The sequence below is a fragment of the Microvirga thermotolerans genome (genome assembly GCF_009363855.1).
Taxonomy (GTDB): domain Bacteria; phylum Pseudomonadota; class Alphaproteobacteria; order Rhizobiales; family Beijerinckiaceae; genus Microvirga; species Microvirga thermotolerans.
Genome location: NZ_CP045423.1, coordinates 472,532 through 486,406, shown reverse-complemented (window position 1 = coordinate 486,406; position 13,875 = coordinate 472,532). Strand labels below are relative to the sequence as shown.

Genomic DNA, 13,875 nt, shown 5'->3' with positions numbered 1-13,875 from the left:
GTCGCCGACCGGCCCCAAGTCAACAAAATCGTACAGGCCATGCGGAAAAGTTCCATTGTTGCAGCGGGCGACCGTTCCACCCGGATAGAACAGGATGCCCAGGAGCGGATTCTCGCCAATCTGGCGGCCGCCCTGGACCGCACCCTGCCCGTGCCGCTCGGCGTCCAGCTCCGGGGGCTGATCGAGTTCGGGATCGGCCTCGGCGAGCTGCAGCCCGGGCAGAGGCTTCCCTCCGTGCGCGAGCTGGCGGAGCGGGCGGGCATCGCCCCCATGACCGTGGCGGGCGTCTATCGGGAGCTTCGCCGGTCGGGGCTGATCGAGGCGAAGCCGGGGGCCGGCACCTACGTGAGCGACGGGCATTCCCGCGACGGCCTGCGCTCGACCGCCATGCGCAAGATCCAGCGGCGGATCGACGCCCTGTTCAACGAGGCGGAGGAGCTCGGCCTGTCGCCCACGGTGGTGGCCTCCCTCGTGAACGCGCGCGCGGCGCGGGGACGCAGCCAGCCCCGGCCCGTGCACATCGTGATCGTCGGCCACTTCCTCGACACCACACAGCAATACGCGGACCGGATCCGCGAGCATCTGGGCCCCGCCGATTCCATCGCCGTCACGACCCTCTCGGCGCTGCAGGCGGGGGAGCCCCTGCCGCAGCCCTGCGACCTGTGCGTCACCTTTCCCCACCGCAGGAGCGACGTGGAAAGCCTCGTTCCGCCCGGCACGCCGATGGCCAATCTCAGCTTCATCCCCGCCGAGGAGACGCGTGCGAAGCTCGCGGTGATCGATCCCATGGCCCGCATCGGGATCGTCTCGATCTTTCCCGAGTTCATGGCCCTGATGAAGCCGGGCGTGCTGCGCTTCACGCCCCATGTCTCCGACGTGGAGGTGCGCCTCATCACGGAGCCCGACCTCAAGGACTTCCTGAAGACGCTCGACGTGCTCGTCTACGCCAGCGGCGCGGAGCCGATCCTCAGGGATTTCCCCGAAGGCCGCCAGGCCATCGAATTCCGCTACGACCCCGATCCCCATGCCGTCCGGCAGGTTCTCCTGCCGGAGATCGAACGCCTGCGTTCGGCATCCCCCGCCAAAGAGGAAGCGTCTGAATGAAAATCAGCGATATGAACTGGCTTCAGGTCGAGGAGTACCTGAAGACGGACGACCGCGCCGTGGTCCCGCTCGGCTGCACCGAGCAGCATGCCTATCTGAGCCTTTCGGTGGACAGCATCCTGGCCGAGCGCGTCGCCGTGGAGGCCGCCGCCCCGCTCGGCGTGCCGGTCTTCCCTGTGCAGGCCTATGGCATCACGCCCTACTTCATGGCCTATCCCGGCACGGTGTCGCTGAAGGCCGAGACCTATCTGCGCCTGATCGCGGACATTCTCGATTCCCTGCGCCGCACGGGCTTCCGGCGCATCCTGTTCGTGAACGGCCACGGCGGCAACACGCCCGGCCAGACCGCGTGCATCGAGTGGATGAACGCCAACCCGGACTGCCGCGTGCGCTTCCACAACTGGTGGAACGCCCCACGCACCTTCGCCAAGGTGAAGGAGATCGACCCCGTCGCCTCCCACGCCTCCTGGATGGAGAACTTCCCCTGGACCCGGCTCGAGGGCGTCGTCCAGCCCGACCGTCAGAAGCCGATGGTCGACCTGGAGCGCATGCGCACCTTCGGGCCCGAGGGCGTCCGCGAGATCCTCGGCGACGGCAATTTCGGCGGGCGCTACCAGCGCTCCGACGAGGAGATGAACGCCATCTGGTCCGTCGCCCTGGCCGAAACCCGCGAACTGATCGAGAACTGGTGATGAGCGAAGGTCCGATTCTCATCTGGGGCGCCGGCGCCATCGGCGGCACCCTCGGCGCCTATCTCGCCCGCGCGGGCGAGGACGTCCTCCTCGTCGACATCGTCGCGCCGCATGTGGAGGCGATGAACGCGGAAGGCCTCGCCATCGAGGGGCCCGTGGAGACCTTCCGGCAGAAGGTGAAGGCCGCGACGCCGGAGGCGGTCGAGGGGCGGTACAAGCGCGTCATCCTCGCCGTGAAGGCCCACCACACCCGCGAGGCGGTGCGCGCCCTCATGCCGCATCTCGCGCCCGACGGCTCCGTGCTCTCGGCGCAGAACGGGCTCAACGAGCTCGTCATCGCCGAGGAGATCGGGGCGGAGCGGACGGTCGGCTGCTTCGTGAATTTCGGGGCGGACTGGCTGGAGCCGGGACGCATCCTGTTCGGCAACCGCGCGACCGTCGCCGTCGGCGAGATCGACGGCAGCGTCACGCCGCGCGTCAGGGACTATCACCGGCTGCTCTCCATCTTCGAGCCCGACGCCGTGCTGACGGACAACATCTGGGGCTACCTGTGGGGCAAGCTCGGTTACGGCGCCATGCTGTTCGCGACCGCGCTCACGCCGGCGTCAATGGCGGAGAACCTCGCCTCCGAAAGGCACTTTCCGGTCTTCCACCGCCTCGGCCGCGAGGTGATGGCGGTGGCCCTCGCCCGCGGCGTGAAGCCCCTCGGCTTCAACGGGTTCGACCCGGACGCCTTCATGCCCGGCGCGGACGAGGCCGCCGCGCGCCGCTCCGTCGCCGCCATGGCGGAGTTCAACCGGCACACCGCCAAGACCCATTCGGGCATCTGGCGCGACCTCGCCGTGCGCAAGCGCAAGACCGAGGTCGACGCGCAGATCGCGATCATCTCCCGTCTCGGCGCGGAGGCCGGCATTCCCACGCCGACCATCGACAGGCTCGTCACGCTGATCCACGACATCGAGGAGAACCGTCGCGAGCAATCCTGGGCCACCCTCGACCGGCTGCTCGAATCATGAAACTCGACTTCACCGACCGCCGCGTCGTCGTCACGGGCGCGGCTCAGGGCATCGGCCGCGCCATCGTCCAGTCCTTCGCCCGCGAGGGCGCCCGCGTCTGGGCGCTCGACCTCGACGGAGAAGGCCTGAAGGTCGCCGCGGAGGCGGGGGCGAGCGCCACGCGCACCCTCGACCTCTCGGACCGCTCCGCCGTCGCCGCCGCGATGGGGGACATGGCGGAGGCGCTCGGCGGCATCGACATCCTGGTCAACTGCGCCGGCGGCGTGCGCGGCCAGGTGGTGAAACCCGTCGAGGAGGTGAGCGAGCGGGAATGGCTCGTCCTCTTCGAAGCCAACGTGCACGGGGCCTTCTGGTGCTCGCAGGCGGTGGCGCCGCACATGAAGCGCGGCGGCTTCGGGCGGATCGTCAACATCTCGTCCGGCGCCGGCCTGCGCCCGAGCCTCACGGGGATCCAGGGCTACACGGCGGCGAAGCACGCCCTCGTCGGGCTCACGAAGCAGCTCAGCTTCGAGCTCGGCCCCTTCGGCGTCACGGTCAACAGCGTCGCGCCGGGCTTCGTCCTCTCCAATCCCGCCACCCTTCGCCAGTGGGAGAGCTACGGCCCCGAGGGCCAGGCACGGCTCGTGGAGAGCATCCACACCCGCCGCCTCGGAAGGCCTGAGGACATCGCGGACGCGGTGATGTTCCTGTCCTCGGACGCGGCGGGCTGGATCTCCGGACAGATCCTGTCCGTGGACGGCGGACGTTCCTGAGGCCGGGAGCAGGACTTCAAAAACCCGCGGCCGGGCCTCCGGCCGCGGCAGACAGCACGAACGTTGAGGAACGCCCATGGACGATATCGGCACCCAGCCCTGGACCTGGACGGAAGAGACGTGGCGCCGCAAGGTGGAGCACGTCCGCGCCGGCCGGCCGATGAAGCCCGCCCGCTGGAAGAACGGAGCGCGCTGCGCGGTCGCCTTCTCCTTCGACTCCGACCACGAGACCAACGAACTGCGCGACGGCGGCAAGTCCATCGGGCGCATGTCCCAGGGCCAGTACGGCAACCGCCAGGGGGTGCCGCGCATCCTCGACGCCCTCCGCAGGTACGACGCGAAGGCGACCTTCTTCGTCCCGGCCGTGGCCGCCCTGCTCTACGAGGACGAGCAGCGCCGGGTCGTTGCGGAAGGGCACGAGATCGGGATCCACGGCTGGATCCACGAGCTCAACAGCCAGCTGCCCTACGAGGTCGAGCGGGACCTGATGTTCCGCGCGGCGGACACCCTGGAGCGCATCACCGGCGTGCGCCCCGTCGGGCTTCGCACGCCCTCCTGGGATTTCAGCGCCGATACCCTGCGTATCGAGCGCGAGCTCGGCCTTCTCTACGATTCGTCCCTGATGGCGGACGACGACCCCTACGAGCTCCTGGAGAAGGGCGAGCCCACGGGCATCGTCGAACTGCCGGTGGAGTGGATCCGCGACGACGCGGTCTACTTCAACATGCACCGGTTCAGCGGCCTGCGCCCGCACACGCCGCCCACCGCCGTCTACGACATCTTCTTCCGGGAGTTCGAGCGCGCCTACGAGGAGGGCGGCCTGTTCCTGCTCACCATGCACCCGCACGTGACGGGGTACCGGTCGCGCATCTGGATTCTCGAAAAGCTCCTCGCCGAGATTTCGCAGCGGCCCGACGTCTGGATCGCCACCCATGCGGAGATCGCCGCCTACGTGAAGGCGGAGTGCCCCCGATGAACCTCGGCGTCCGCGCCCGCGCCATGGGCCTCGCCTGCGGGCGCCTGCCGACGGGCGCGAGGAACGGCATCGGCGACGTGCCCGGCGTCGGCGTCGGGCACCGGACCCTGATCGAGGGGAACGTCCGCACCGGCGTGACCGCCGTCCTGCCCCACGGCCGCAACGTCTACCGCGAGAAGCCCGTCGCGGCCGCGCACGTGCTCAACGGTTTCGGCAAGAGCATCGGTCTCGTCCAGGTGGAGGAGCTCGGCACCCTCGAGACGCCGCTCCTTCTCACCAACACCCTGTCCGTCGGTACCTGCGCGACGGCCCTGGTGCGGCACGCCGTCGCCGGCAACCCCGACATCGGCCGCGAGACCGCCACGGTGAATCCCGTCGTGCTCGAATGCAACGACGGCTGGCTCAGCGACATCCAGGCCCTCGCGGTCACGGAGGACGACGCGCGCCTCGCCATCGAGAGCGCCTCCCCCGACTTCGCGGTCGGCGCGGTGGGGGCCGGGTGCGGCATGAGCACCTTCGGCTTCAAGGGCGGCATCGGAACCGCCTCCCGGCGCCTGAACCTCGACGGGACGGATTTCCATCTCGGCGTCCTCGTCCTGTCCAACTTCGGCCGCTCCGGCGACCTGCGCCTCCCCGACGGGCGCCTCGTCGCGCCGGGCGGCGGCCGCGGCAGGGCCACGGCGGAGAAGGGCTCCGTCATCGTCGTCGCGGCCACCGACATTCCCCTGAGCGACAGGCAGCTCAAGCGCGTCGTGCGCCGCTCCGGCGTGGGACTGGCGCGGCTCGGGGCCTTCTGGGGCCACGGCAGCGGCGACATCGCCGTCGGCTTCACCACGGCCAACCTCGTGCATCACGACGGGACCGCCGCCCTGGCGACCCAGGGCGTTCTCAACGAGAACAGGATCGACCTGCTGTTCGAGGCCATGGCCGACGCCACCCAGGAGGCGGTCCTCGACGCTCTCGTCGCCGCGGACCCGATGACGGGCCGGGACGGCCATTCGCGCCCGAGCCTCCGCGACGCCCTGAACCACGACCCCTCACCGAAGGCATGACACCCATGAACGCGTCACACGACAACGACTTCGTCCTCGCCATCCACGGCGGCGCGGGCACGATCCTGCGCAGCAAAATGACTCCGGAGCGGGAGGCCGCCTACCACGCGGGCCTGCGCCGGGCGCTGGAGGCGGGCCGCGCGGTGCTGGCCGACGGCGGCCTCGCCCTCGACGCGGTGACCGCCGCCGTGATGGCCCTGGAGGACGAGCCCCTGTTCAACGCGGGCCGCGGCGCGGTCTACACCGCCGCCGGGCGCCAGGAGATGGACGCGGCGGTCATGGACGGGCGCGACCGCGCGGCGGGAGCGGTGGCCGGCATCTGCGGCCCCCGCAACCCGGTCCTCGCGGCGCGGGCGGTGATGGAAAAGACGGACCATGTGTTCCTGATCGGCGAGAGCGCCCTGGAATTCTGCCGGGCGCAGGGCCTCGCCTTCGAGGAGCCGTCCTATTTCTTCACGCAGCAGCGCTGGGACGCCCTGCAGGAAACCCTGGCCATGCGCCGGGCGGGAGCGGAGGACCGGGACGAGTCGCGCAGGCACGGCACCGTGGGCGCCGTGGCGAAGGACCGGCACGGGAACCTCGCGGCGGCGACCTCCACCGGCGGCATGACGGCGAAATCGCCCGGCCGCGTCGGCGACAGCCCGGTCATCGGCGCCGGCACCTGGGCGGACAACGGGACCTGCGCCGTCTCGGCCACCGGCCACGGGGAGATCTTCATCCGCTATGCCGCGGGGCACGAGATCGCCTCGCTCATGCGCTATGCGGGCCGCAGCCTCGACGAGGCGGCGCGCAAGGTGGTGATGGACATGCTCGCGCCGGCCGGCGGCTCCGGCGGGGTCGTCGCGGTGGCCCGCGACGGATCCGTCTCCCTGCCCTTCAACTGCTCGGGCATGTATCGCGGCGTCGTGCGCGCGGACGGCGTCCTGCGGACGGCGATCTACGAGGAGCCCCTGCGGGACTACGCGCCGCAATAGGGCGAGGCGCGGCCGGATTCTCGCGCGCCGCCTCCTCGCACGGGAGAGGCTTCAAATCTCCTCTCCGCCCGCCGGCAGGCTCACGCGGACCAGCACCTGCGGATCCTCCTCCGGCCACTCGACCGTCGCATCGAGCTGGAGTGCGAGGGCCCTGAGAATCTTGCCGGTGCTGCAGCGCCGCGCGGCCTCCTTCTCGCCGGGACTGAACGCATCGTCCGCGATGGCGAAGACGAGCCGGCCGTCCTGCTTCGTCATGCGCAGCTTCAGCTTGCCCTTGCGGCCCGCGTAGGCGTGGGCGAGGGCGTTGAAGACGATTTCGTTGAACAGAAGCGCGAGCGGGGCGGCCTTGGCGGCCCCGATCCCGACCGCTTCGAGCGCGAATTCCGGCGTGATGCCGGCCGCCTCCGGCGCCGCGGTCAGCTCCATGCACAGATCGCGCGCGAAGCTCGCCGCATCGAAGAGCCGCGCGCCCTGCCCGTCGTAGAGATCGCGGTGGGCCATCCCGAGGGCCTGGAGGCGCTCCCTCATCCGCCACAGGGTGCGGCGTGCCTCTTCCGACTCCGCCTGCCTCATCTCCATGCCGACGAGCGACACGAGGAGCTGGAGGTTGTTCTTGACCCGGTGGTCCAGCTCGTGAAGGAGCGCGGTCCGCTCCGCCAGGAGCCGGTGGAGCTCGGCCTGCGCCTGCTGCCTCTGCCGGCGCTCTGACGCCTCCGACAGCGCCCGCAGCAGGGTGGCAGGAAGGCGCTCCAGCCGCTGCTTGACGACGAAATCCGTGGCGCCGAGCTTGAGCGCCTCCACGGCGATCTCCTCGCCCAGGGCGCCGGAGACGAAGATGAACGGAGTCTGCGGGCGGCGCTCGCGCGCCATGGCGAGCGCCGCCAGCCCGTCGAAGCCCGGCAGAACGTAGTCGGCGAGGATGAGGTCCCACTCCTCCTGCCCGACCGCCTGCAGGAATTCCTGCGCGGAGACGACGCGCGTGATGCGGTGCGTCATGCCCGCTTCCGCCAGGATCTCCGCGACGAGTTCGGCGTCGAGGGCGCTGTCCTCGAGCAGGAGGATGCGCAGCGGGGCCTCGGGGAGCGGGTTCGGCGTCGGGCTCATCGCGCGCTCGTCCTGCCGTTGCCGGGCGGCGGCTCGTTGAGGATGCCCCAGAACACGCCGAGATCCTGGATCGCGTCGAAGAACTCCCGGAAGCCCACCGGCTTCACGACGAAGGCATTGACGCCGAGCTCGTAGCTCCGCACCAGGTCGCTCTCCTCGCGGGAGGAGGTCAGCATAACGACGGGCATGTGGCGCATGCCGGGATCGGCCTTCACCTGGGCGAGCACCTCGAGGCCGTCCACCTTGGGGAGCTTCAGGTCGAGCAGCACGACGGCCGGATCGGCGGTGTTGCGGCTCCCGTGAGCGCCGCGGCGATAGAGGAAGTCCAGCGCCTCGGCCCCGTCGCGAACCACGATCACCTCGTTGGCGAGCTGGCTCTGCTCCAGGGCGGCCAGGGTGAGCTCGACGTCCTTGGGATTGTCCTCGACCAGGAGAATGGGTTTCAGCTCCGGCATTCAGGATGCTCCTTCGCTGTCCGGCAGGGCAAAGAAGAAGGTGGCGCCGCGGTCCACCGCCCCCTCGGCCCATGTCCTTCCGCCATGGCGCTCGACGATCCGGCGCACGTTGGCGAGGCCGATGCCGGTCCCTTCGAAATCCTCCATGCGGTGAAGGCGCTGGAACACCCCGAAGAGCTTTCCGACATAGGCCATGTCGAAACCCACGCCGTTGTCGCGCACGAAGAAGACGGTGCTCCCGTCCTCGCGGTAGGAGCCGATCTCGATGACGGCCTCCTCCCGGGGGCGGGTGTATTTCACGGCGTTCGAGAGGAGGTTCTCGAAGACCAGCCGCAACATGACGGGATCGGCATGGACGGGGGGCAAATCGCCGATCGTCCACACGATGCGCCGGTCCGCCGTATCGAGGGCGAGCCTCTGGCGGACCTCGTCCACCAGGGTCCTCGTCTCGACGCGGCGGGGCTTCAGGGCCGTCCGGCCCATGTGCGAGAAGTTCAGGAGGTTGTCCACCAGGGTCCCGGCCGTGTAGGCGGATTCGATGATGACGTCCACGTAGCGCCGGCCGCGTTCGGACAGGCGTTCCATCTCCTGCTTCTTCAGGAGCTCCGCATAGCCGACGATGTGGCGGAACGGGGCGCGCAGGTCGTGCGAGACCGAGTAGGAGAAGGCTTCGAGCTCGCGGTTGCTGCGGCGCAGCTCGTCGGCGAGGGAGGCAAGCTCCTCCGCGCGGCGCAGGACGATGCCGACGATGGCGTTGCGCAACTCCTTCACCGCGTCGATCTCGCCCGGGCTCCACGGCTCGGAGCGGCCGCGCACGGTTTCCTTCCAGACCTCGAAGGAGTTCCGCGGATGCAGCCGCTCCGCCCCCGCCTCTCTCCGGGCCGGCTTGCGGGGATCGCCGCCCCATTCCACCGTCTGCACCGCCTCGGGGCGGAACCAGAGCACGTAGCTGCGATGGACCTTCGAGATGGCGATGGCGACGAGGCCGCTCGCGCGCGCCGCGTACGCCGCGGCGGCGGGATGATGCGCCGGAAGGGCGTCGGTGACGAAGACGTCCTCCCGGTGATGGCGGGAGAGCCAGGCGAACAGGTCCTTCACCTGCGCCTCGTCCGGCGTCCGGCCGAAGCGGAGGCAGTAATCGTCGCTGACGATGGCTGCGCCTTGCGCGCCGGCGAGCTCCATCAGCTCGCCGGGGTGCTTCACGAGCCCGTCGATGAAGACGTCCTCGGCGGCCATGTATCCGAGAAGCCGCGCCTGCACGGACCCCAGTCGCATGCGGTCTTCCGCGCGCGCGGCGCGCTCCCGCGCGTCGAGCTGCATGGAAAAGATCTGCGCCAGGAAATCGCAGGCATTGCGAACCTGCAGGGGCACCCGGCGCGGCTCCTTGTTGTGGCAGGAGATCAGGCCCCACAGGACGCCGTCCCGCAGGATCGAGACGGACATGGAGGCCATGGTCCCCATGTTGCGCATGTACTCCAGATGGACCGGCGAGACGCTGCGCAGCACCGCGTCGCTCAGGTCGAGCGGCTCCGGGCCGAGCGCCTCGATGGGAACCGGCACGTAGTTCGCATCGGGGACGATGCGCAGCCGGTTGCGGCGGTAGAGCTCGCGCGCCTGGGCCGGAATGTCGGAGGCGGGAAAGCGCAGGCCGAGATAGGAGGGGAGCGCGTCGTTGCGGTCCTCGGCGACGACGTTGCCGTTCCATTGCGCATCGAAGCGGTAGACGAGCACGCGGTCGAACCCGGTGATCGCCCGTACGTCCTGCGCGACGAGGCGGCACAGATCGTCCGTCGTGGCCGCGGCCTGGAGCCGTTCCACGAAGCGGCGCATGCCGGGATAGAGCGTGTCCAGCGTCGCTTCCTCGCCGGGCACGCATTCCTCCAGCTCGAGGATCGTCGCCCTCTCGCTCCTGTGGACCACCGCGTCGAAGCGGCGCGGCCCGGCGGCGGTGTCGAGGCTGACGGTCCGCGCGAATCCGGGACCGGACGGCGCGTCCGCGCGCCCGAGATCGGGGCCGAGGAGCGCCTCGAGCCGCGGCAGGGCCTCGCGGATGGGACGGCCGAGGAGCGCGCCCCGGTCGAGGCCGAAGGCCGGCGCGGCATTGGCGCTGACATAGGTCAGGATCCGCTCCTCGGGAGACATGGCGAGGAGGAGGCCGTAGGGCTGGATGCTGCCGGGGATGTGAATGGGCTCCCGGTCGCAGGCGGTGAGGTCGATCCCCTGTCCGGTCGTTCGAACGTTCATCTCGCCTCGCTCAGCCAAATCCGCATCACCTCGAACGTCCGCTTCGCCGAGGCGACGACGATGCCGTCGACGGCGGGCGAGGACAGCTCGAGGAGCCTCGTTCCGAAGGACCGCCACATCGCGGCGGTTTCGCGACCGTAGCTGCGGAAGAACCCGCAGCCGGTCTCCGCGGTGAGGCCGAGACGGCGCTCCGCCGCCCGGGCGATCACGGCTCCGCCCAGGGTCGAGCCCTCCACCACGTACAGGCTGCCCATCGCCTCCGCCTCGTTCGAGAGCGGCATGAGCGGGTGACAGCGGGGCAGCCGCGCGATCTCCTCCTCGTCCATGCCGAGCCTCGCGAGATCCTTCGCGATCAGGCGGGCCTTGCGGCGGCGGCGGAAGAGGTCGTCCCCGCCGACGACCTCCGCGGCCTTCGCCTCCCAGGCGCTGTGGAAGCCGTGGAGGCGCACGAGCATGGCGCGATAGCCGGCGAGCGTCGCGGTGAGACGGTCGAGGTCGACCGTCCGCTCGATGCGGTCGTGCTCCGCCCGGGTTTCGGCCTTCAAACGTTCGAGGAGGGTCATGAGGAATGCTTGTATTACCTGCGTCTCGTGCCGTCTCTTGCGCCCCGGAATGTCGCCGCAACCGCCGGGCCTGCGTCTCGGCTCATACCTCGGCTCATGTCTCACATGGACCGCCCGAGCCGGGCGGCAACACGTCTTTCCAGGATCATCAACCCATCGTGAACGAGTGCCGCGAGCACCGCGACGACGAGCCCGCCCTGGAGCACGAACGCCACGTTGTTCGACTGCAGGCCCGCGATGATGACCTCGCCGAGCCCTTTCGCGGCGACCGTCGAGCCGATGGTGGCGGTTCCGAGGTTGATGATCGCCGAGAGGCGTATCCCCGCGAGGATGACCGGGAGGGCCAGCGGCAGCTCCACCTGGAGCAGGCGCTGCCGGGGCGAGAGGCCCATGCCCTTGGCCGCGTCGAGAACCAGCTGCGGCACCTGCGTGAGGCCCCCGAGGGTGTTCTCGAAGATGGGCAGAAGGCCGTAGAGGAACAGCGCGATGAGGGTCGGCGCCTCGCCGAAGCCGACGAGAGGCACCGCGACCGCCAGTACGGCGACGGGCGGAAAGGTCTGGCCCATGTTCACGAGGCTGCGCGAGAGGGGCAGGAACTCCATGCCGGACGGCCGGGTCACGAAGATGCCGAGCAGCACCGCCACGACGGCGCTCGCGGCGACGGCGGCGAAGACCGTGCGCAGGTGGGAGAGCGTCAGGGCGAGCAGGCTGCCCTGGTTGTAGATGGCGGGCGCGTCGTTCTCCGTGAGCGGCGCGAAGGCGAAGGCGAAGAGCTGCGGCGCCGCCACGAAGGCGATCAGCAGGGCGAGCGCGGCGAGGCGCAGGAGCGCGGGCCCGGTTCTCATGACGGCCGCCGCCCCCGCAGGAGAATGCCGCCGATCCCGATCCGTCCGATGACCGCGCCCGCCTCGTCGGCGACGGGAAGCGCGTCGCGCCCCGTCCAGATCAGCTTCGACAGCGCGTCGCGCAGGCTCGCCGAAACCGGGACCGGCTCGCCCTCGGCGGGCCCGGGCTCGAGGGCGTCGCGCACGCTCGCGAGGGACAGGAGCCGGAAGGGCCGCTCGGCCGTGCCGACGAGACGCTCGACGAAGCCCTCCGCCGGGCGGGCCAGGAGCTCGGCGGCGGTGCCGTACTGCAGGAGGCGGGCGCCGTCCATCACGGCGATCCTGTCGCCGAGGTGGAAGGCCTCCTCCATGTCGTGGGTGACGAGGACGATGGTGGTGCCGAGGCGGCGCTGGATGGCGAGAAGGTCGTCCTGCGCCTTGCTGCGGATCACGGGATCGAGGGCGCCGAAGGGCTCGTCCATGAGGAGGAGCGCGGGCCGCGCGGCGAGCGCCCGCGCCACGCCCACCCGCTGCTGCTGGCCGCCCGAAAGCTCGTGGGGGTATTTCCCGGCGAACTCCGCCGGGTCGAGCTGGAACAGGTTCAGGAGCTCGTCGACGCGCTGCGCGATCCGCTTCGCGTCCCAGCCGAGCAGGCGCGGCACGGTGGCGATGTTGCCCGCCACCGTGCGGTGCGGGAACAGGCCGTGCCCCTGGATGACGTAGCCGATGCGGTGCCGCAGCGCGTCCTCGGGGATCGACCGCGTGTCCTGCCCGTCGATGAGCACGCGCCCCGAGGTCGGCTCGACGAGGCGGTTGATCATGCGCAGCAGGGTCGACTTGCCGGCGCCGGAGGTGCCGACGATCACGGCGATCGCACCCTCCTCCACCGTCATGGTGACGTCGTCGACGACCGTGGTGTCGCCGTAGCGCTTGGTGAGGTTCTCGATCTCGATCACGGGCGCGCCCTCCCCGCGAGGTCGATGACGGCATCGAGAACGACGGCGGCGGCGAAGGCGATGGCGACGGTCGGAATGGCGCCGAGGAGGACGAGATCCATCGCCGTCTGCCCGACGCCCTGGAACACGAAGGTCCCGAAGCCCCCGCCGCCGATCAGCGCGGCCACCGTCGCGAGGCCGATGTTCTGCACCAGGACGATCCGGATCCCGGTCAGGACGATGGGCAGGGCGAGCGGCAGCTTCACCTGCATCAGGCGCTGGCGCCGCGACATGCCCATTCCGCGCGCCGCGTCCACCACGAGCGGCGGCACCTGGTCGAGGCCCACGACCGTGTTGGCGACGATGGGCAGGAGCGCGTAGAGGAACAGCGCCACGAAGGCGGGCGCGGCGCCGATGCCGCGGATCCCCAGGGCGGCCGCGAGCGGCACCTTCGCGGCGAGAATGCCGAGGGGCACCATGAGCATGCCGAACAGGGCGATGCTCGGGATCGTCTGCACGATGTTGAGCACCTGGAGCACCGGCCCGCGCAGGGCCGCCCGGCGGTGGCACAGGGCCCCGAGGGGCAGGCCGACGGCCGCGGCCGCCGCGACCGAGCCGAGCGCGAGGGCGAGATGGCGCTCGCCCTCCCGCCAGAAGCTGTCGGCGCGGACGGCATATTCCTTCAGGACCGACACGTCCTGCCAGGCGCCGGAAAGGAGGAGCGCCGCGACCGCCCCGGCGGCGACGGCGAGGGCGCAGAGCCGGGCGAAGGGGCCGAAGCGCAGGCGCGTGAGGGAATCGGCCGCGAGCAGGCCGAGCGCCAGGACGAGCACCCAGAACCCCGCCCCCGGCGAGACGCGGGCGAAGCCGTTGCCCTCCGGCGTCACGAAGCGGGCCGCGAGCCCGACGGCGGGCACGACGACGCCGAGGCCGACCCCCGCCGCCGCGAGCCGGAGGACGGGCCTGCGGACCAGGACGGCAACGGATGCGGCGGCGGCGACGAGCCCGGCGACGAGCCAGGCGGCCGCAAGCGGCAGGGCGTGCAGGAGGAGGCGCGGCTCGCCCGAGACGATGCGGTTGGCGCGGTAGGTCACGAAGGGCAGCGCGAACAGGGCGGCGGCCGCGAGAACCGCCACCACCGTCCCGAGCCGGTCGAACGAGATCCTCGCGCCGGCGCGCGCGTT

General features: G+C 70.7%; 14 protein-coding genes. 7 read left to right on the top strand and 7 right to left on the bottom strand.

Features of this window, described 5'->3' with window-relative positions:
* Positions 1 to 39 precede the first annotated feature (39 nt).
* The 7 genes from GDR74_RS02295 (at position 40) to GDR74_RS02265 (ending at position 6,566) form a co-directional block, all read left to right on the top strand.
* Entirely contained in the window at positions 40 to 1,104 is a 1,065-nt protein-coding gene (locus tag GDR74_RS02295; protein WP_152584785.1) for a GntR family transcriptional regulator, read from the top strand.
* The gene (locus GDR74_RS02290) at positions 1,101 to 1,796 is read left to right on the top strand and encodes a creatininase family protein (RefSeq protein ID WP_152584784.1); all 696 of its coding nucleotides are present in this window, start codon (positions 1,101 to 1,103) and stop codon (positions 1,794 to 1,796) included. Before GDR74_RS02295 ends, GDR74_RS02290 begins: the two co-directional genes overlap by 4 nt.
* Positions 1,796 to 2,812, top strand: a complete 1,017-nt coding sequence (locus tag GDR74_RS02285; protein WP_152584783.1) for a ketopantoate reductase family protein — start codon at positions 1,796 to 1,798, stop codon at positions 2,810 to 2,812. Before GDR74_RS02290 ends, GDR74_RS02285 begins: the two co-directional genes overlap by 1 nt.
* Positions 2,809 to 3,564, top strand: a complete 756-nt coding sequence (locus tag GDR74_RS02280) for an SDR family NAD(P)-dependent oxidoreductase (RefSeq protein WP_152584782.1) — start codon at positions 2,809 to 2,811, stop codon at positions 3,562 to 3,564. The genes GDR74_RS02285 and GDR74_RS02280 overlap by 4 nt, the downstream gene beginning before the upstream one ends.
* Positions 3,565 to 3,640: 76 nt before the next feature.
* Entirely contained in the window at positions 3,641 to 4,540 is a 900-nt protein-coding gene (locus GDR74_RS02275; protein ID WP_152584781.1) for a polysaccharide deacetylase family protein, read from the top strand.
* On the top strand, positions 4,537 to 5,592 hold the full coding sequence (locus GDR74_RS02270) for a DmpA family aminopeptidase (protein ID WP_152584780.1): 1,056 nt from the start codon (positions 4,537 to 4,539) through the stop codon (positions 5,590 to 5,592). Before GDR74_RS02275 ends, GDR74_RS02270 begins: the two co-directional genes overlap by 4 nt.
* Before the next feature lie 5 nt (positions 5,593 to 5,597).
* Positions 5,598 to 6,566, top strand: a complete 969-nt coding sequence (locus tag GDR74_RS02265) for an isoaspartyl peptidase/L-asparaginase family protein (RefSeq protein WP_210251029.1) — start codon at positions 5,598 to 5,600, stop codon at positions 6,564 to 6,566.
* Positions 6,567 to 6,617: 51 nt separating this feature from the next.
* Here GDR74_RS02265 and GDR74_RS18085 read toward each other — a convergent pair whose 3' ends face one another.
* The 7 genes from GDR74_RS18085 to GDR74_RS02230 form a co-directional block, all read right to left on the bottom strand.
* The gene (locus tag GDR74_RS18085; protein ID WP_194164606.1) at positions 6,618 to 7,670 is read right to left on the bottom strand and encodes a sensor histidine kinase; all 1,053 of its coding nucleotides are present in this window, start codon (positions 7,668 to 7,670) and stop codon (positions 6,618 to 6,620) included.
* Positions 7,667 to 8,125: a response regulator gene (locus GDR74_RS02255; RefSeq protein ID WP_152584778.1), complete on the bottom strand. Its 459-nt coding sequence runs from the start codon at positions 8,123 to 8,125 to the stop codon at positions 7,667 to 7,669. Before GDR74_RS02255 ends, GDR74_RS18085 begins: the two co-directional genes overlap by 4 nt.
* Positions 8,126 to 10,369, bottom strand: a complete 2,244-nt coding sequence (locus GDR74_RS02250) for an ATP-binding protein (protein ID WP_152584777.1) — start codon at positions 10,367 to 10,369, stop codon at positions 8,126 to 8,128.
* On the bottom strand, positions 10,366 to 10,932 hold the full coding sequence (locus GDR74_RS02245) for a biliverdin-producing heme oxygenase (RefSeq protein WP_152584776.1): 567 nt from the start codon (positions 10,930 to 10,932) through the stop codon (positions 10,366 to 10,368). Before GDR74_RS02245 ends, GDR74_RS02250 begins: the two co-directional genes overlap by 4 nt.
* A 101-nt stretch (positions 10,933 to 11,033) precedes the next feature.
* The gene (locus GDR74_RS02240; RefSeq protein ID WP_152584775.1) at positions 11,034 to 11,777 is read right to left on the bottom strand and encodes an ABC transporter permease; all 744 of its coding nucleotides are present in this window, start codon (positions 11,775 to 11,777) and stop codon (positions 11,034 to 11,036) included.
* Positions 11,774 to 12,712 carry an ABC transporter ATP-binding protein gene (locus GDR74_RS02235; protein WP_152584774.1) on the bottom strand — a complete coding sequence of 313 codons (939 nt, stop codon included), beginning with the start codon at positions 12,710 to 12,712 and terminating at the stop codon, positions 11,774 to 11,776. The genes GDR74_RS02240 and GDR74_RS02235 overlap by 4 nt, the downstream gene beginning before the upstream one ends.
* Complete coding sequence (locus GDR74_RS02230; protein ID WP_152587630.1) at positions 12,709 to 13,854, bottom strand: ABC transporter permease; 1,146 nt, start codon at positions 13,852 to 13,854, stop codon at positions 12,709 to 12,711. Before GDR74_RS02230 ends, GDR74_RS02235 begins: the two co-directional genes overlap by 4 nt.
* Positions 13,855 to 13,875 lie beyond the last annotated feature (21 nt).

Bases quoted from the DNA above. Each gene is read 5' to 3' on its own strand.
- GDR74_RS02295 (WP_152584785.1), top strand. From the start codon at position 40: ATGCGGAAAAGTTCCATTGTTGCAGCGGGCGACCGTTCCACCCGGATA.
- GDR74_RS02290 (WP_152584784.1), top strand. From the start codon at position 1,101: ATGAAAATCAGCGATATGAACTGGCTTCAGGTCGAGGAGTACCTGAAG.
- GDR74_RS02285 (WP_152584783.1), top strand. From the start codon at position 1,796: ATGAGCGAAGGTCCGATTCTCATCTGGGGCGCCGGCGCCATCGGCGGC.
- GDR74_RS02280 (WP_152584782.1), top strand. From the start codon at position 2,809: ATGAAACTCGACTTCACCGACCGCCGCGTCGTCGTCACGGGCGCGGCT.
- GDR74_RS02275 (WP_152584781.1), top strand. From the start codon at position 3,641: ATGGACGATATCGGCACCCAGCCCTGGACCTGGACGGAAGAGACGTGG.
- GDR74_RS02270 (WP_152584780.1), top strand. From the start codon at position 4,537: ATGAACCTCGGCGTCCGCGCCCGCGCCATGGGCCTCGCCTGCGGGCGC.
- GDR74_RS02265 (WP_210251029.1), top strand. From the start codon at position 5,598: ATGAACGCGTCACACGACAACGACTTCGTCCTCGCCATCCACGGCGGC.
- GDR74_RS18085 (WP_194164606.1), bottom strand. From the start codon at position 7,670: ATGAGCCCGACGCCGAACCCGCTCCCCGAGGCCCCGCTGCGCATCCTC.
- GDR74_RS02255 (WP_152584778.1), bottom strand. From the start codon at position 8,125: ATGCCGGAGCTGAAACCCATTCTCCTGGTCGAGGACAATCCCAAGGAC.
- GDR74_RS02250 (WP_152584777.1), bottom strand. From the start codon at position 10,369: ATGAACGTTCGAACGACCGGACAGGGGATCGACCTCACCGCCTGCGAC.
- GDR74_RS02245 (WP_152584776.1), bottom strand. From the start codon at position 10,932: ATGACCCTCCTCGAACGTTTGAAGGCCGAAACCCGGGCGGAGCACGAC.
- GDR74_RS02240 (WP_152584775.1), bottom strand. From the start codon at position 11,777: ATGAGAACCGGGCCCGCGCTCCTGCGCCTCGCCGCGCTCGCCCTGCTG.